This window comes from Streptomyces sp. 378 (genome assembly GCF_030124145.1).
Lineage (GTDB): Bacteria > Actinomycetota > Actinomycetes > Streptomycetales > Streptomycetaceae > Streptomyces.
In genome coordinates this window covers 24,441-41,217 of the sequence record NZ_JASKMS010000029.1, presented here as the reverse complement: position 1 = coordinate 41,217, position 16,777 = coordinate 24,441, and the positions used below count along the sequence as shown (strand labels likewise).

General features: G+C 72.2%; 12 protein-coding genes and 4 pseudogenes. 6 read left to right on the top strand and 10 right to left on the bottom strand.

What is annotated here, in order from left to right:
* The first annotated feature begins 109 nt into the window (after positions 1-109).
* Positions 110-1,366 carry a glycoside hydrolase family 97 N-terminal domain-containing protein gene (locus tag QNO09_RS30805; protein WP_283973535.1) on the top strand — a complete coding sequence of 419 codons (1,257 nt, stop codon included), beginning with the start codon at positions 110-112 and terminating at the stop codon, positions 1,364-1,366.
* Here QNO09_RS30805 and QNO09_RS30800 read toward each other — a convergent pair.
* Positions 1,303-1,506: pseudogene (locus tag QNO09_RS30800) on the bottom strand (IS5/IS1182 family transposase); the annotation flags it as partial. The gene QNO09_RS30805 and the pseudogene QNO09_RS30800 overlap by 64 nt on opposite strands.
* A gap of 136 nt (positions 1,507-1,642) precedes the next feature.
* Positions 1,643-1,801, bottom strand: a pseudogene (locus QNO09_RS40090) (IS5 family transposase); the annotation flags it as partial.
* 757 nt (positions 1,802-2,558) lie between these two features.
* Here QNO09_RS40090 and QNO09_RS30790 point away from each other — a divergent pair.
* A complete protein-coding gene (locus QNO09_RS30790) occupies positions 2,559-4,058 on the top strand; it encodes an FUSC family protein (RefSeq protein WP_283973534.1) in 1,500 nt (499 codons plus the stop codon).
* A gap of 50 nt (positions 4,059-4,108) precedes the next feature.
* Here QNO09_RS30790 and QNO09_RS30785 read toward each other — a convergent pair.
* Positions 4,109-4,282: pseudogene (locus QNO09_RS30785) on the bottom strand (tyrosine-type recombinase/integrase); the annotation flags it as partial.
* Positions 4,283-4,306: 24 nt separating this feature from the next.
* Here QNO09_RS30785 and QNO09_RS30780 point away from each other — a divergent pair.
* Together QNO09_RS30780 and QNO09_RS30775 are read left to right on the top strand one after the other, a co-directional pair.
* Positions 4,307-4,906 (top strand): annotated as a pseudogene (locus QNO09_RS30780) (FUSC family protein); the annotation flags it as partial.
* A gap of 301 nt (positions 4,907-5,207) precedes the next feature.
* Complete coding sequence (locus tag QNO09_RS30775) at positions 5,208-6,233, top strand: lactonase family protein (protein WP_283973533.1); 1,026 nt, start codon at positions 5,208-5,210, stop codon at positions 6,231-6,233.
* A 99-nt stretch (positions 6,234-6,332) separates the two neighbouring features.
* On the opposite strand, the gene QNO09_RS30770 is transcribed toward QNO09_RS30775, so the two are convergent.
* From QNO09_RS30770 to QNO09_RS30755, 4 genes are all read right to left on the bottom strand, one after another.
* Positions 6,333-7,256, bottom strand: coding sequence for a sirohydrochlorin chelatase (locus QNO09_RS30770; protein WP_283973532.1), 924 nt, complete (start codon positions 7,254-7,256; stop codon positions 6,333-6,335).
* A gap of 110 nt (positions 7,257-7,366) precedes the next feature.
* Entirely contained in the window at positions 7,367-8,353 is a 987-nt protein-coding gene (locus QNO09_RS30765; protein ID WP_283973531.1) for an N-acetylglucosamine kinase, read from the bottom strand.
* Positions 8,350-9,027, bottom strand: a complete 678-nt coding sequence (locus tag QNO09_RS30760) for a uracil-DNA glycosylase (protein WP_283973530.1) — start codon at positions 9,025-9,027, stop codon at positions 8,350-8,352. The genes QNO09_RS30765 and QNO09_RS30760 overlap by 4 nt, the downstream gene beginning before the upstream one ends.
* Before the next feature lie 99 nt (positions 9,028-9,126).
* A complete protein-coding gene (locus QNO09_RS30755; protein ID WP_283973529.1) occupies positions 9,127-10,284 on the bottom strand; it encodes a WD40/YVTN/BNR-like repeat-containing protein in 1,158 nt (385 codons plus the stop codon).
* Between the two features lie 213 nt (positions 10,285-10,497).
* On the opposite strand from QNO09_RS30755, the gene QNO09_RS30750 reads away from it, so the two are divergent.
* A complete protein-coding gene (locus tag QNO09_RS30750) occupies positions 10,498-11,082 on the top strand; it encodes an Rv1733c family protein (protein ID WP_283973528.1) in 585 nt (194 codons plus the stop codon).
* 133 nt (positions 11,083-11,215) lie between these two features.
* Here QNO09_RS30750 and QNO09_RS30745 read toward each other — a convergent pair whose 3' ends face one another.
* Both QNO09_RS30745 and QNO09_RS30740 read right to left on the bottom strand, forming a co-directional pair.
* The gene (locus QNO09_RS30745) at positions 11,216-13,231 is read right to left on the bottom strand and encodes a HEAT repeat domain-containing protein (RefSeq protein WP_283973527.1); all 2,016 of its coding nucleotides are present in this window, start codon (positions 13,229-13,231) and stop codon (positions 11,216-11,218) included.
* Between the two features lie 134 nt (positions 13,232-13,365).
* Entirely contained in the window at positions 13,366-15,045 is a 1,680-nt protein-coding gene (locus QNO09_RS30740; protein ID WP_283973526.1) for a DNA alkylation response protein, read from the bottom strand.
* Between the two features lie 75 nt (positions 15,046-15,120).
* On the opposite strand from QNO09_RS30740, the gene QNO09_RS30735 reads away from it, so the two are divergent.
* Complete coding sequence (locus tag QNO09_RS30735; RefSeq protein WP_283973525.1) at positions 15,121-15,879, top strand: PaaX family transcriptional regulator C-terminal domain-containing protein; 759 nt, start codon at positions 15,121-15,123, stop codon at positions 15,877-15,879.
* Between the two features lie 73 nt (positions 15,880-15,952).
* Here QNO09_RS30735 and QNO09_RS30730 read toward each other — a convergent pair whose 3' ends face one another.
* Positions 15,953-16,741, bottom strand: coding sequence for a pectate lyase (locus QNO09_RS30730; RefSeq protein ID WP_283973524.1), 789 nt, complete (start codon positions 16,739-16,741; stop codon positions 15,953-15,955).
* Positions 16,742-16,777 lie beyond the last annotated feature (36 nt).

The following is a 16,777-nucleotide window of genomic DNA, read 5'->3' as shown; positions in this document are numbered from 1 at the left end:
GCGTGGGTGTGCCCGGCTGAGCACGGACCCAGTCCGTGCGGCACGGCACGCCCATGCTCTCCCCTTGTTCGACCGGGTGCGACTCACTCAAGGGAGAGATGGACACATCATGGAAACGTCACGACGTCGGGAACAGCTCGGTCTGCAGGAAGCTGCCCGCCCCGGAGCGCTGTCCCGGCGTGGAATCCTCAAGGGAGCGGCGGTCACGGTGGGGGCCGCCTCACTGGGCCTCGGCGCCATGGGCGAGGCCCACGCGGCCGACGCCGCCATGACCGCCACGTCGCCGGACGGCAGCAACAAGATCACGGTGTCGCTGGTCGGCGGGGCACTCTCCTGGTCGGTCAAACGCGCCGGCACGACGGTCGTCGACACCTCGGCGCTCGGACTCGCGATGAGCGACGGCACCACACTGGGCACTGCGAACACCGTGATGACGGCGTACCAGCACTGGACCAAGGACAGCACCTGGACCCCGGTGTACGGCCGCAACGCGACGATCCGCGACCACTACCAGGAAATGCGCTGGAAGCTGCAGGACAGCAGCAGTGGCGTCGCCTTCGGCATCCAGATACGCGCCTACGACGCCGGAGTCGCGCTGCGCTACACGCTGCTCGACACGGGCAAGGCCACCATCTCGGACGAGCTGACCAGCTTCGTGTTCCCCGACGGCACCCTGGTCTACAGCGCCCGGGACGAGAACGTGTACAGCGCCGTCGCACCGGACGCGATCCCCTCGACCGGCACGTCGAGCACCGATGTCGGCCCCCTGACCGACATGCCGCTCCTGGTCACCCAGGTCGGCGGGCTGCGCGCCTGCGTCTGTGAGTCCTCCCGCGTGAACTACCCGCGAGGGATGCTCACCTCGGTCCCAGGGCAGAGCAACACAGTCAGGACCTATCTGATGAAGAAGACCGCCCGGGGCAGCGGCACGACACAGACCACCTCGACCGTCACCACGCCGTTCGCCACACCGTGGCGGGTACTCGTCCTCGGCTCCTCCGACACCGACCTGGTCGACAACGCCGAACTGGTGCTCAACCTGGCCCCGGCCAACGCCCTGACCGACACGACGTGGATCCGTCCGGGCAAGGTCTTCCGCTGCAACCTGACCACCGCCGCGGGTATCGCCGGCGTGGACTTCGCCGTCGCGCGCGACATGGACTACATCGAGTACGACGCGGGCTGGTACGGGCCGGAGTTCACCACCACCGACGCGACCACGGCGATCCCGGACATCGACCTGCCCATGGTGATCAACCACGCCACGGCGAACGGTATCGGGTGTGCGCCGAGTTGGGATCTTCAGGCGGGCTGGAGGCTGCGGAGCCAGATGATGGCGCCGCGTAAGTGGAGTCCGGCAAGGTAGCTGGCCGGGGTCTTGTCGCAGCAGGTGGCGAGCCCGCGCCATTCCTTGATCTTGTTGATGCAGCGTTCGGCCGTGTTGCGCTCCTTGTACAGGGCCGCATCGTGACTGACGGGGCGTCCACCACGCGAGTCGCGCTTCTTGACCAGGGCCTGTCTGACGTCGTGATCAATCAGTTGTCTTCAGCAGGTCGTTGATCCAGATCATTGAGGCGCGGAGGTGGAGGCCGGCGAGGTAGCTCTCGGGCGTCTTGTCGTATCGAGTTGCGATGCCCCGCCAGGCCTCAGCCCCAGGCCGGGTCCGGGGGCGGCCGATCGGCAGACGGATCCGCACCTTCTGCAGCACGGGGACGAACTGCGGGCTGTCGGCGGCCCGTCCTGCGGTCAGGACGAATGACAGCGGACGGCACTTGCGGTCCGCGGCGAGAGGAATCTTGCTCAGGGTACGGGCCGTATTCGCCTATCGGCAGGAACGGCTCGATCAACTGCCACTGTTTGTCGGTGAGTTGCCTGCGTGTCACGATCGTCTTCCTACCGGATCCGCATTCCAGACGGATCCGAATCGGCAAGATTGATCACGACGTCACACAGGCCCCAGGCGGGTATCGGTCAACACGGCTTCCGCAGTGCGCTACTGGCACGCATCGCACACGGACGACATCTATGTTCCGAAGCATCCCCGGTTTCCATAACCGGGGATTCGCTGCTGCATACGGTCGGTCCGCCAGCAGGTTTGGTGTCCATGGGCGTTCGGTTCACGGGCGCTGGACAGATTGGCTCGCAGTGAGCCGGAATCGGGTACGTCTTAGCAATCGTCGGGGAGCCGGCCGGCTGAGATGCGGCGGAAGTCGCCGTGAGATCGCAGATGGGCGTGGCGCGTGGCTGCAAGAGTCGGTTGGAGTAGCAGGTGTCCAGAGCCTGGGTGAAGTCTGAACCATTGGCTTCCCATCGGTCGACATCGAGGCTGATCAGCTGTGCCATTGGCACAGTCAGTGGGACGACAGTTGAGCCATTGGGCCCCTAGGTGGTTATCTTTGTCCTATCCATGTACTTGCGGCGCCGCGTAGCGCCGGACGGCGACGAGGCCGGGTCCGGACTGCGGTGCCTTCGTCGTGCCTGCTTGTTGTCCGCCACTCGGGACGACCGTGGGCAGGACGCGTACCACCGCGAGGGGGCGGCGCACCGCCGTGAAGAGGATGTTCGTGGCTCCGGACCCGGGGCGCTTGAGGCTGCGGAACGCGACCCGCGCCGTCGTCGGAGTCGCCGCCGCCGTCGCCGTTTCCGAACTGTGCGGGCTATCGCTCACCGCATCGATCACCGGAGGGCTCGCGGCGCTGCTCGCCCTCTTCACGGTCACCGATGCGACCCTCCGTGACCAGCGGATCAGCACCGCCCTGCTTCCCATCGCCGGATTCCCCGTGCTGGCGCTTGCCACCACACTGCACGGCATCACCCCGGCCCGTGACGCCGCGTTCCTGGCCGTCGTCTTCTGTGGGGTTTATGCCCGCCGCTGGGGCCCGCGGGGCCACGCGCTCGGGATCTTCGCGTTCATGAACTTCTTCATCACGCAGTTCCTGCACGCGGTTCCTGCTCAGCTGCCCGAGCTGTACACCGCCGTGGGTCTTGCCCTTCTCGCGGCCGGTGCCACGCGCTTCGTGCTCTGGCCCATCGAGCGTCATACCCCACCCGCGGCAGCCCCGCCGACCCTGCCCGGCAGCGGATTGGCGCGGCCCACCACCCGGCAAGCCTTCCAGGCCACTACTGCCTCGGCTCTCGCGCTTCTGGTCGGGCAGCTGCTCTCCGAAGAGCGCTGGTACTGGGCCGTTGGTACTGCCTGGTGGATCTTCGTCAACACGGCTTCTCGCGGCGAAACCCTGGTCCGCGGTTTCCGTCGGGTTTTCGGAACTGTGATCGGTATCGCCGTCGGCCTACTGGTCGCCGTCCCGCTGCATGGCGCGCCCGCGCCGACGGCCGCCCTGGTTGCCGTCTGTGTCTTCGGTATCTTCTACACCGCCGCCGTCTCGTATTCCTGGATGATGCTGGCAGTGACGGTCATGGTCAGCTTGCTGTACGGCCTGCTGGGCGTGCTGGACCCCGGCCTGCTCGGGCTCCGTCTTGTAGAGACCGGTGTGGGCGCGCTGTGTGCCGCGCTGGCCGTGGCCCTCGTCCTGCCGGTCACCACGCACGCCACTACCGATGCCTGGATCCAGCGGGCACTGCACTGCGTCCACGCGGCCACCGCCGAAGCGACCGCTCGCCTCGCTGGAGACCCGAAGGGCGACCCTGCCCCGCACGCTGGCGAACTGGAATTGGTGCTCGGCCGGGTACGGATGGCACTTGCCCCGTTGATGCACCCTTTGACTCCCTTCCGTGCTCGGAAAGCCCGTGCCCGCCGGGTCATTGAGCTGCTAGACGACTGCGCCCGCGAAGTGCGGGGTTTGGTGTCCGTTGCCGCCGATCCTGTCGCGTCGCACGACGCCCGTCTGGCCGCTGCCTGCTGGCGCGTCGAGGCAGCGGTGGAAGCACTCACAGTCAGCGACCTGGGGCGCAGGCGAGTGGCGTCCGCTAGCGGCGAGATACCTCAGCAGGACGAGGCGGAGTCGGCCCTTGTGCATCTGCGTGGCTTGGAGAAGGCTCTGTCGGAGTTGGCGATGCCGCTTGGCTCGTCTCAGCGCCCTCCACTTGTCGGTTCCTGAACGGGAGGAAGAGCGTCGACCTACGGTGCGGTGCGCTCTGCCCAGACGGCTCATAGCCGCTCGTTGAGGATCTTGGCTGCTCTCGTGATGGAGCCCGGCACGAGGTGCCGGTAGATCCTGTGGGTGACCTCGATTGATTTGTGTCCCATCCACTCGGCGACATCAGTGATCGGAATGCCGTGGGTAAGGCAGTTCGATGCGAAGTAGTGGTGGAGGGAGTACATCGTGTACTTGACTTCTACACCCGCCTCCTCGGCGTTCTCGACCCGGACCTGCTGGTCCTGCGTCTCGCCGAGACCGGCGTCGGGGCGCTCGGCGCCGCCCTGGCCGTGATCCTCGTCCTGCCCGTCACCACCCACAGCATCACCGACGCCTGGATCCGGCGGGCCCTGCGCTGTGTGCACGCCTGTGCCGTCGAGACCGCGCGGCGCCTGGCGGGGGCGCGGGACGCGGACCCCGCCCCGCGGGTGGCGGAGCTGGAGCAGCTCCTCGCCCGGGTACGGCTCTCCGTCGCCCCGCTGGTGCACCCGCTGAACCCGATGCTCGGTCGCAAACGACGCGCCCGGCACGTGCTCGCCCTCCTCGACGACTGTGCCCGGGAGATCCGCGGCCTGGTAGCCGTCGCGGCCGACCCGGAGGCCTCCCACGACGCCCGTCTGGCCACGGCCTGCCGGCGGGTGGAGGCCACCGTCGAGGCCCTCACCGAGGGCAGGGACATCGCGGTCCACGCGGAAGGGCTCCCTCACGTGGAACCCGCCCTGGCCCATCTGCACGGCCTGGAACGAGCCCTGTCCGAGTTGGCGCGTCCCTTGCGCGCGCCGTCGGGCTCCCCGCTGGTGGGAGCCTGAGGGACGCTCTCCGGGGGGTAGGGGTCGGCCGGTGTGGGCGGGCCGTCGCTCGCCGCGTCGGACCCGGGCCCGGTGGCCAGGGGAGGGCCGGACCGGTCTCCCGGCCGCCCTGGCGTGCCGCGTCGGGTCCGCCGCCCGGTGTGGATGCGGGACGGGTCTCCCGGCAGGCGGTCGGCCATCGACCGGCCGTCACGCTCTCGGGCTCGGGTCCGACCGGGCGACCCGCTCTTGACCGCTTGGTCTAGACCGCGCATGATCGGCTGCGCGGTCCTTCCGGGCGGCACGGCGAGAGGAGACAGCGGTGGCGGACGGCAGGCGGCGGGCGTTCATCGGGTCGTTCACGGCGGCCGGCGGTCCAGGGATCGTGACGGCGCAGGTCGACGTCGACAGCGGCGCGCTGACCGTGCTGAGCAGCGTGAACGCCGTCCCGGACCCCTCCTGCCTCACCCTCTCACCCGACGGCGGGACGCTGTACGCGGTCAGTGAGACGGCCGACGGCGCGGTGGCCGCGTACCGGGTGGACGGGGACAAGCCCGAGCCGGCCGGGCGGCCCGTGCCGGTCGACGGCAGCGGTCCGACCCACCTCGCCCTGTTCGCCGGTCACCTCCTGACGGCCAACTACGGCTCCGGCAGCGTCACCGCGGTCCCCGTCCGCCCCGACGGCACCCTCGTGCGATCCGCCTCCGGCGTGCTCCGGCACACCGGCGCGGGGCCGCACACGCCCCGCCAGCAAGGGCCGCACGCCCACCAGGTGCAGCCCGATCCGAGCGGCCGGTGGGCTGTCAGCGTGGACCTCGGCACGGACTCGGTGCGGGTGTGCACGCTGACGGACGGCACTCTCGCCCTGCACCGGGAGACCGCCCTGCGCCCCGGCTCGGGGCCGCGCCACCTGGCCTTCCACCCGGACGGTTCGCACGCGTACGTCGTCAACGAACTGAGCCCCTCCGTCACCGTCTGCCGCTGGAACGCGGCGGAGGGCGCCCTGACGTCGCTCTGCGAGACGGCGGTGCTGTCCGGCGCACCGGCACGTGACGCCTACCCCTCGGGCATCGCCACCTCGCCCGACGGCCGCTTCGTCTGGACCGCCACCCGCGGCGAGGACGTCCTGTCCGTGCTGGCCGTGGAGGGCGAGGGACTGCGGCTGGTCACCACGGTGCCCTGCGGTGGCCACTGGCCGCGCGCCCTCACCGCCTCCGACGGGTTCCTGTACGTCGCGAACGAGCGCTCCGGAGATGTGACCTGGTTCGCCGTCGACCCGCGTACGGGCGTGCCACGACGCGCCGGTTCGATCGGTGTGACGGCCGCGTCGTGCGTGGTCCTGGGCTGACCCGGCCTGCGCCGGAGAGGCCGCGCCCGACGGCCCGGTCCTACGACGGGAAGGCCCGCTCCGAACCCGGAGCGGGCCTTCCCGTAAGTACGTCCCGCGTCAGCGGACCGGCGCGCTCTGCGCCTGCTGCGGCGCGATGCCCAGGGCGGTCGTGTACTTGGCCAGCGCCAGCTTGCCGATCGCCGGGTACGGGCCGAGCGACTCGGCGGCGGAGCAGCCCGCCTCCTTCGCGGCCTCCTCGACCAGGCCCGGCTCGATCTCCGGGCCGATCAGATACGGCGCGAGCGCCAGCTGGTGCGAGCCCGAGGAACGCAACTGCTCGGCGACGGACGCGATGGAGCCCTCCTGGTCCAGGGCCGCCGCCATCACCGGCACGGCGAGGCGCGCGGCGAGCAGCATGCCGGTGATCCCGGCCGCCTGCACGGCCTCGTCACCGCCCACGGAGGCCAGGACGATGCCGTCCGCGGCGGTCGCCACGGTGAACAGCCGGGCACGGTCGGCACGGGCCAGACCGGCCTCGGACAGCCGCACGTGCAGCGCCTCGGCGAGCAGTGGGTGCGGGCCGAGGACATCGGTCAGCTCGGCGGCGACACGGCTCTCCATGAGGGCCTGGCGGACCTGGCGCAGCAGCGCGCTGTCCGGGCCGGCGAGCAGCGGCACGACGACGGCGACGGGGCCGTCGGGCATCTTGACGTCCATGCCGGCGGCGCGGGCCTGCTCGAAACGGGCCGTGCGCTCCTCGGCGGCGTGCACGAGCACGGCCTGCAGCGAGGGGAACTCCGCGTTGTCCCCGTCGAGGTAGCCGATGCGGGCGTCGAGGCCGGGGAGCTCGGAGCGGGCGATGCTCACGACCTCCTCGGCGAGGCTGCGCGTGGCGCTACTGGGCGTCCCCGGCACGGCGAGGACGAGCGCGGGCGCGCCCTCGGGAGCAACCAGCGGCTCGGGACGGCGGTGCCGTCCGGGCTGGCGGGGGCGCGGCATTCGTACGGGCAGGCCATCCGCGGGCCCAGTGGGGGAACTCATGGCGCCGCATGTTACTGGCTTCTTGGGTTCCCCTGTTCGGGGAGGGTGCAGGTGAGCGGTATCCGTCCCGTTTTGTCTGATGAGTTGCGTACGAACCGGATACGGTCGGATCAATCACCCGACCGGATGGTCACGGACAACATCCTCTCGTCACCCGGCAGTGTGAGCGAACCGGTGCCCAGCTCGGCGGCGATGCGCACCGCGCCGTGCAGCGGATCGCCCTCGGCCGGCACCCGCCGTGCCCGCGGCAACCGCCGCGCCAATTCCTCGTCCACCGGCCCGAGCAGCGGGTCGCCCAGCCTGAACAGGCCCCCGGTGACGGCGACACACGGCTCACCGCCGGAGGGGCACACGGCCGCCGCGGAGTCGGCCATGTGCCGGGCGGCGGCGCGCAGGATGCCCGCCGCGACCGGATCCTCGTCCGCGCAGGCGGCCACACGAGGCGCGAAGGAGGCGAGGACGGCGGGCCGGTCCGGACGGGGGTACAGCGCGCCGGGCAGCCCTGCGACGGGCCCGAACACCTCCTCGGCGCAGGTCAGTAGCCGGGCCGAGCCGTCCGCACGCCCGTCGTGGGCACGCAGCGCCGCATCGAGACCGGCCCGGCCGATCCAGGCACCGCCCCCGCAGTCGCCGAGCAGATGCCCCCAGCCGTCCGCACGCCGCCAGCCGGTGAGATCGGTGCCGACGGCGATCAGGCCCGTACCGCCGGCGATCACGGCACCGGGACGTGGCCCGAGCGCCCCCACGTACGCGGTCACGGCGTCGGCGGCCAGCGCGACCCTGCGCACGCCCCACTCCCGGGCCAGGGCGCCCGGCAGTTCGGCGCGCAGACCGTCGCCCAGGGACGCCAGCCCGGCGGCGCCGACGACCACAGTGGTCAACTGCACCGGTCCGGCCTCGGCGGTCAAGGCACGCACCAGCGGCACGAGTCGTGCCATGAGGTCCTCGGGGTCGATGCCCCGTTCGCCCGTGCGGACCGGCTGGTCGGAGGCCCGCCGGGCGAGCGGACCGCGCTCGGCGGTCCCCAGCACGGCACGGACACCCGAGCCGCCGGAGTCCACGGCGAGGAACCCCGAACCCTCCGGCGCCCCGGTCACGGCAGGCGCCAGTCCACCGGTTGGCCACCCTGACGGATCAGCAGGTCGTTCGCCCGGCTGAACGGACGGGAGCCGAAGAAACCCCGGTCGGCCGACATGGGGGAGGGATGGGCGGATTCGACGGAGGGCAGATCGCCGAGGAGCGGACGCAGATTGCGGGCGTCACGGCCCCACAGGATGGACACCAGCGGCTTTCCGCGCCCCGCCAGGGCCCGGATGGCCTGCTCCGTGACCTCCTCCCAGCCCTTGCCGCGGTGGGCACCGGGCTTGCGCGGGGCGGTGGTCAGCGCCCTGTTGAGCAGCAGCACGCCCTGCTGCGTCCACGGCGTGAGGTCGCCGCTGGACGGCTGGGGGAGTCCCAGGTCGGCGGTCAGCTCCCGGTAGATGTTGATGAGGCTGCCGGGCAGCGGTCGCACCTCGGGCGGGACCGAGAACGACAGCCCCACCGCGTGCCCCGGAGTCGGGTACGGGTCCTGACCGACGATCAGGACGCGCACGTCGTCGAAGGGCTGCTGGAAGGCCCGCAGGACGTTCGGCCCGGCCGGCAGGTAGGTGCGTCCCGCGGCGATCTCCGCGCGGAGGAAGTCCCCCATCGCGGCGACGCGTTCGCTCACCGGTTCCAGGGCCTTCGCCCAGCCCGCTTCGACGATCTCATGCAAAGGTCGTGGTGCCACGGGCGTCACCCTACTGCCGTACGGGCAACGGCGATCAACCGGTGGCCAAGACTGCTCCGCGACCTCGTCCTCCGACTCGTCCCCCGTTTCATCCGCGTCTCAGCCGACGACCGCGGCCCGCACGCACAGCACGTCCGGAAGATGCGACGCCAGTTGCCGCCAGCTGTCGCCGTCGTCCGACGACGCGTACACCTCGCCGTTGCGGTTGCCGAAGTAGACGCCCGCCGGATCGGCGTCGTCCGTGCACATCGCGTCGCGCAGGACCGTGCCGTAGTGGTCGTCCTGGGGCAGCCCCGCCGAGAGCGGCTCCCAGCTCTTGCCCGCGTCCGCCGTCCGGTAGACCCGGCACCGGTGGTCGGCCGGGACCCGGTCGGCGTCGGCGTTGATCGGGAACACATACGCCGTGTCACCCCGGTGCGGATGCGCCGCCGCCGCGAAACCGAAGGTGGACGGCAGGCCCTCGCCGATGTCCGTCCAGTGCGCGCCCGCGTCGTCGCTGCGGTACACCCCCCAGTGGTTCTGGAGATACAGCCGGTCCGGGCTGACCGCATCCCGCGTGACCTTGTGCACGCACTGGCCGAACTCCGGATTCGGGTCGGGCAGGAACACCGCGGAGACACCCGAGTTGGAGGGTGCCCAGCTCGCCCCGCCGTCCCGTGTGCGGAACACGCCGGCGGTCGAGACGGCGACCGTCACCGCCTGGGAGTCGCGCGCGTCCGTGAGGACGGTGTGCAGTCCCTCCCCGCCGCCGCCGGGCACCCACTTCGACCTCGTGGGGTGCTCCCACAGGGGCCGGACCAGCTCGAACGTCTCCCCGCGGTCCTCCGAGCGGTACAGCGCCGCCGGTTCGGTGCCCGCGTACACCACGTCCGGCTCGGCGGCGGCCGGGTGCAACTGCCACACCCGCTCCAGGGACGCCCCGGTGTCTTTCGGGAACTTCACGGCCGGATGGGCCGGTTCGGTCCAGGTCCGGCCGAGATCGTCGGAGTGGAACACGGACGGGCCCCAGTGCGCGCTGTCCCCGCCGGCCAGCAGCCGCGGGGCTCCGGCCCGGGTGTCGATGGCGATCGAGTACACGGCCTGCGCGTTGAAGTAGGGGCTTTCGTCGAACTCCCAGGTGCCACCACCTCGCCGGCGCCCGATGAACAGGCCTTTGCGCGTGCCCACGGCGAGCAGAACCTCGGTCATGCCGATCACCTCCGCGGCGTCGTCGTCGACGCCTTCGTCCCAGACACCGGCCAGTCTGCACCCGACCACTGACAGTCACCTCCGCAGCCCGCTCCCTCGCAGGTCAGCGGGGTGTCGGCGGTGCGCTCGGGCAGCGCGGCGGACCGCTCCGGGGAGCCGCTCGCGGAGGCCGGGGCCGGTGGGGGTCGGCCCGCCCACCCGGATGCGGTGAGCGTCCGGGCGCCGCCGTCCGTATGGGGAGGGCGGCGGGATGGCCGCGGGCTCGTGAGGAGGAGGCCTCCGATGGCGGTACGTGGTCCGAGGGTGTGGCTGTGGCGCTGGCGGCGCAATCCGCTCAAGCGCCGTGCGGACAGAGTGGAGGCCTGGATCGTGCTGGGCGTGTGGGTGCTCACCGCGTTCGCCGGGGTGCTGGCCGGGACGACGGTGAGCCGGTCCGTCGAGGACGGGCTGGCCAGGGAGCGCGTGGAATGGCGGCCCGTCGTGGCACGGCTCACCGAGCGCGCTCCCGGGACGGCCTCCGCGAACGCCCCTGTGTCCCGCGCCGAGCAGGTGTGGGCGGCGGCACGCTGGACCGCCGCCGACGGTTCCGGGCACTCCGGCCGGCTACGGGTGCCGGCGGGCAGCGCCGCCGGCACGCCGGTCACGGTGTGGACGGATCCCGAGGGCCACCAGGTCACCCGGCCCGTCACCGTGTCCCAGGCCCGCGTGCGCGCCTTCCTCATCGGCGGTGTGGCGGGCGGCTGCGCCGCGGCCTTGCCCCTGTTCGGCGGCCGGGCCCTGTGCGGCCGTCTGGAGCGTCGCCGCCTCGACCAGTGGGACGTCGAGTGGTCCCGCTTCGGCCCGATGTGGGGGCGTACGGCAGGGTGAGGACCTAGTGTCCCGCGCCGGAAGTTCCTAGGTAGTTCCCGCTGAGCTGCGGACGGTCAACGCCCCTGGTCGGCGGCGAGAATCCGAACGCCGAGACGAGACAGATCTACCGACGGATTTCTGGCGCAGCACACTAGCGGTGCCCTGTTCCGGCCAGCGCCTCCCGGCACACGCGCAGCAACTCCAGGTCCTGGTGTATGCCGTAGCCACCGCGGTCGGTTCGATGCCGCCGGGGGGAGGCGAGCTCGGCTCGGAGTAGATCGTGCAGCGGTGTTCCCGCCGGACCCAGGACCGCGACGCACCCGGCGACCGTGCGACGCGTGCCCGGGTGCTCCGCCCAGGCGGAGCGGAGGACGGGAAGGCACTGCTCGGGCTCATCGGTGGCCCGCCACATCGCGCACGCGGCCGTGACCCGCTCCCACGGGTCACCGGAGCGGGCCATCCCCCGCAACCCCGGCAGGGCCGGACGGGCCGCGGGCCCGAGCCGCCCCAGCACGGCTGCCGCACGGCGCCGCCGACCGCTCGCGGAACCCGCCAACTCCCTCAGAAGCACGGACAGCACGGCGTCCGCATCGCCCGTGACCGACCACAGCGCGTCCGCCGCCGCCACCGCGCAGTCGGTCTCCAGCAGCCCGCGCAGATCCGGTATCGCCTCGCGCGCGGCGCTGCCGAACGCGCCGAGGGCTCGAACCGCCGCTTCCGTCACGGTCTCGCGCCGCCGCGGCCCGTCCGGCAGGCCGCGCAGCAGACGTGACACCGCCGGAACGGACTCGGCGTCGCCCAGTGCGGCGAGGGCCGACAGCAGGGGAACGGCCCGCTCGTGCGGGTCGGGCGCGTCGAGCGGCACGCGCGCGAGCCGTCTGCGCAAGGCAGGGGCGAGCGGCAGGGCCGCACGGCCCAGGTGGGGTATCACCAGCCCCAGGTCGTTCGGGACGACCGGGCCCGCCAGCAGCTCGGCCAGCACCGGTGTGGCCCGCGCGTCCCCGGCCCGGGCCAGTGCCTTGAGCGGGCCGCCCAGAGTCGGCGCACCCCGCTCCCCGTGCCGTACACGAAGCTCGGGGCGGTAGGTCACCAGCGCGTGGAGGTGGTCCGCGGCGGGCGCGGCCAGCGCGAAGAGCTCCACCAGGACGGAGACCGCCGCGTCGTGCAACCGCCCCTCCTCCGAGCCCAGTTGGGTCCCTATGAGGGTGACGGGCTCCGCATGGCCGGTACGCCACTCGCGCAGCAGCCCGGCCGACATCCACACGCCGTTGCACCGGTCGAGGGGGTCCGGGCTGGTCAACTGCCCGCGCAGCAGGGCGATCCGGTCGGCGACCCGGCCGTCGAGCGCGCAGTGCAGGGTCCGCAGCAGCCGGGAGCCCTCCTCGTCCGAGGGGCGCAGGCGCCGCAGCCGGCGGGCGAGCGTGTCCGGGCCCGGCCCGTCGTACGGGTGCCCGGCTCGGGCCCGTTGCCTGGATCTGTCCCTGAGCAGGTGGACGGCGGTCGGTACGAGATCGGCGGGGAGCAGCTCCGGGGCACACGCCGCGAGCTGTCCGAGTGCGGCGAGCCGGAGACCGGGGCCGTACGGGGGTCCGCTCAGCTCGGTCAGCAGGCGCACCGCCTCGGCGGCATGAACGACGCCGTCCGGGCGGTGCCGCCGGACGAAGAGACCGAGGCTCTCCGTCAGCGCGAGCAGGACCCGGTCGTCCCGTTCCACGGTGATCCGCTGACGCAGCAGGGCGAGCACCCGCGCCGGTCGGTCGAGGAACCGCACGAGTGCCCCGGGCACCGCCCTGCGCACTCCCGCGTCCGCGTCCCCGGCGAGCGGGACGAAGACCTCGGCCCGTGCCCGCAGGGCCGCACGCGCTCCGGCCGCGAGATCGTCGCGGGGCCTGCCGGTGTCGCCGATGCTGACGAGGAGTTCCACCACGCCCTCCCGGTCCGGCACCTCCTCACGGACGACGAGCGCGAGGAGGAACGGAACACAGGCGAGCGTCGAGTCGTACACAGCGCCCTGGTGGTGCACGGCGCCGTACATCGCGTCGAGCGCGGTCTGTCGCTCGGCCGGGTCGGCGGAGGCCAGTCCCCGCAGCAGTCCGGGCACGTCCTTTGCGCTGCCGTACGCATGGCGCAGCGAGGCCCAGTCGACCTCGTCGATCCCCCTGAACACGTTGTCCTCCCCCGGGCGAAGTGCCACTGACCGGGAGTCTGCACCAAGGCACCGACAACGAAGCGGAATCGGGAGGTGACGGTACGCGAACTCTGCGCCCGATGGCCGGAGTTCGAGTCGGCCGCCCGGGCCGGTCAGGCCGCCCCGACGCCCTGGCCGGGCAGCGCCCGCTCCACGATCGCGTCCAGGCCCGCCGTCTGAGGCAGTGTGCCGAACGCGTACCCCCAGTCACCCCCGAGTCGCGTCGCGCAGAACCCGTCGGCGACCGCCGGCGGGGCGTGCCGGACGAGGAGGGAGGCCTGGAGCGTCAGCGCCATCTGCTCCACGAGCCGGCGTGCCGTCGTCTGCGACGCCTCGGACAGTCCCGCCTTGAGCCGTGTCACGGCCGCGTCCAGCCGGGCGTCCGCCCCCCGGGCCAGCGCGAGCTCCCCGAACAGGGCCTCGGTGGTGCCCGGTTCGCGACGCAGCGCCCGCAGCACGTCGAGGGCGTTGACGTTGCCCGAGCCCTCCCAGATCGACAGCAGGGGAGCCTCGCGGTAGTGCCGGGGCATACCCGAATCCTCGACGTAGCCGTTGCCGCCGAGGCACTCCAGTGCCTCCGCGGTGAAGGCCGGGCCCCGCTTGGTCACCCAGTACTTGCCGACGGCGGTGGCGATCCGGCGGAACGCGGCCTCGCCCTCGTCCCCGCGGATCGCCCGGTCGGCCGCCCCGGCCAGCCGCAGGGTGAGCGTCGTGGCGGCCTCGGACTCCAGCGCCAGATCGGCGAGAACATTGCGCATCAGCGGCTGGTCCAGCAGCCGGGCGCCGAACGCGCTGCGGTGCCGGGCGTGGTGTCCGGCCTCGACGAGGGACTTGCGCATCAGCGCGGCCGACATCATCACGCAGTCCAGCCGGGTGCAGTTGACCATCTCGATGATGGTCTTGACGCCCTGTCCCTCGGGGCCGACCAGCCAGGCCACCGTCCCGTCGAACTCGGGTTCGCAGGAGGCGTTGGACCGGTTGCCCAGCTTGTCCTTCAACCGCTGGATGCGGAAGGTGTTGCGGGTGCCGTCCGGCAGCACACGCGGCACCAGGAAGCACGACAGCCCGCCCGGGGCCTGTGCCAGCACGAGGAACACGTCGCACATCGGCGCCGAGGTGAACCACTTGTGCCCGCGCAGCGTGTACACCCCGGGCTCGGCCGTCGGGATGGCCCTCGTGGTGTTCGTCCGGACGTCGGAGCCGCCCTGCTTCTCGGTCATCCCCATGCCCGCCAGCAGCCCGCGCTTCTCCGTGGGCTCCCGCAGGGCGGGGTCGTACTCGCGGCTCGTCAGCAGCGGTTCGTAGAGCTTGGCCAGCTCCGGCTGCCGGCGCAGCGCGGGGACGGCCGCGTAGGTCATCGACGTGGGGCAGCCGTGCCCGGCCTCGGTGTGCCCCCACACCAGTCCGCCCGCGGTCCTGACGACATGGGCGCCGGGCCGGTCGTCCGCCCAGGGCGAGGCGGCCAGCCCCTCCGCGATCGCCGTGCGCATCAGGTGGTGCCAGCTGGGGTGGAATTCGACCTCGTCGACGCGGTTGCCGTACCGGTCGTGCGTCCGCAGCTCCGGCTCGTGCCGGTTGGCCAGCTCGGCCCAGTTCTGCGCCTGGGCGCTGCCGGCCTGCCTGCCGAGCCGCCGCAGGTCCTTCTCGGCCCACCCGGCGCCCTCCCGCCGCAGCCCTTCCAGCAGGGCCGTGTCGTCGGAGGCGTCGTACGGGGTGAGGGGAGGGGCCTGGTTGGTGACGTCGTGCGTGGCGGTTGTGCCGTGCGCCCGCTGTTCGTCCGGTGTCGAGACCATGCCGCGAGTGTTGCACTCTCGGTGCGATCGCAGCAATGGTGCAACACGGAGGCGTGCCGCGTACAGTACGTGACCATGCCGATGAACGTCCCGGCGCGGTCCGGCGCGCTCGATCTGCGCCCGCTGTCCGCGCGGTCGGTGGTGCTGAGCCTGCTGCTCGGGACGCATCCCCCCGAACTGCCGGTCAGGGAGCTGGTGCGGCTCGTGGAGCGCTTCGAGATCGGCGGCTCCACGCTGCGGGCGGCACTGAGCCGCATGGTGGCCGCCGGTGACCTGCGGCGCACCGACGGCGGCTACCGCCTCAGCGACCGGCTGCTGGAGCGCCGGCGCCGCCAGGACGACGCCGTGCGTCCCCGCACGCGCGCGTGGGACGGGGCGTGGGAGATGGTCGTGATCACCGCGACCGGACGCGGGCCGGCCGAACGCGCCGACCTGCGCGCCCGGCTGACCGGCCTCCGGCTCGCCGAACTCCGTGAGGGCGTCTGGCTCCGTCCGGACAACCTCACCCGTGCCCTCCCCGGCGACATGGACCGGGTGGTCCAGCGCTACACGGCCCGGCCCGACCGGCCCTCGCGCGAACTGGCCCAAGACCTCTGGCAGTTTGATGCCTGGTCCGGCACGGCCCGGGCGCTGCTCGCCCACATCGCCGGCGCGTCCGACCCGGCCGACCGCCTGACCGCCTTCGCCGCCGTCGTACGGCACCTGCTCGCCGACCCCGTGCTGCCACCGGCACTCCTGCCCGCCGACTGGCCCGGCGCCGAACTGCGCGCCGCCTACGGCGACTACCGGCGGGAGCTGACCGGGGAGGTACGCGCGCGCGTCCACGGCACCTGACGCGGACGGCCGTGCGCAGCGCCCGCCGGGACGCTCCACACGGCCGCCTTCTCCGTGGGGGGATGGCCTGGGACTACCTGTAGGTGATGTCCGAGGTGGAGTAGAGGCAGTTCCTGCTGTCGGGCCCCGAGCCGACGGCGGTGTTGTTGTTGTACTTCTGGCAGGGGACGACCTTGCGGCCGGAGTCGTTGCGGATCGTGATGTTCCGCAGGGTCGCCACGTCGTTGCGGTTGACGTTGATGCCGACGAGCCGCGCGGTGGAGCCGGTGCCCGTCACGTCGATGGTGTTGAGGTTGACCTTGCGCGTGTACTGCGTGGAGCAGTCGCCGCAGGAGCGGTAGAGCGTCTTGAACTCCTGCACCGCGAAGTTGGAGATGTTCAGGGTGCCGCCGCCGTTGTGCTGGAAGACCTTGTCCGCCGCCTTCTTCGCGCCGCCGCCGATCACGTGGTACGTGGCGCCGGTGCCGCCGCGGAAGGTGGCGGCGTCCTCGCCGACGTCCTCCCACCAGACGTTCTGCAGCGTGCAGCTGCCCTCGCAGTGGATGCCGTCGGCCGCGGGGGCACCGAGGATGACGTTCTTCAGCACCGCCCCGTTCGACAGCTTGAAGATCGGGTCCTGGCCCTCCTCCTGGCCGTCTCCGGCCAGGGCCCCGGTGCCGTAGAACCGCTTCATCCCGTAGTCCTTGGTGCCGGACACGGAGATGGTGGAGGAGGTGCCCTGGCTGCCGTTGGGGGTCGGCCAGGCGGCGGCGCTCGCCGCGGGAGCCTGTGTGGTCATGATCATGCCAACCGACAGGCCGAGTGTGGCCAGTGCGCCGGTCAGCGCACGCCGGCGGGCGGGCGGACGTGTCGCAGAAGTCATGTCCCGATTCCTTCTGTCGTGGGGGTGGATGGGGTC

Bases quoted from the DNA above. Each gene is read 5' to 3' on its own strand.
- QNO09_RS30805 (WP_283973535.1), top strand. From the start codon at position 110: ATGGAAACGTCACGACGTCGGGAACAGCTCGGTCTGCAGGAAGCTGCC.
- QNO09_RS30790 (WP_283973534.1), top strand. From the start codon at position 2,559: ATGTTCGTGGCTCCGGACCCGGGGCGCTTGAGGCTGCGGAACGCGACC.
- QNO09_RS30735 (WP_283973525.1), top strand. From the start codon at position 15,121: ATGCCGATGAACGTCCCGGCGCGGTCCGGCGCGCTCGATCTGCGCCCG.
- QNO09_RS30750 (WP_283973528.1), top strand. From the start codon at position 10,498: ATGGCGGTACGTGGTCCGAGGGTGTGGCTGTGGCGCTGGCGGCGCAAT.
- QNO09_RS30740 (WP_283973526.1), bottom strand. From the start codon at position 15,045: ATGGTCTCGACACCGGACGAACAGCGGGCGCACGGCACAACCGCCACG.
- QNO09_RS30770 (WP_283973532.1), bottom strand. From the start codon at position 7,256: ATGAGTTCCCCCACTGGGCCCGCGGATGGCCTGCCCGTACGAATGCCG.
- QNO09_RS30730 (WP_283973524.1), bottom strand. From the start codon at position 16,741: ATGACTTCTGCGACACGTCCGCCCGCCCGCCGGCGTGCGCTGACCGGC.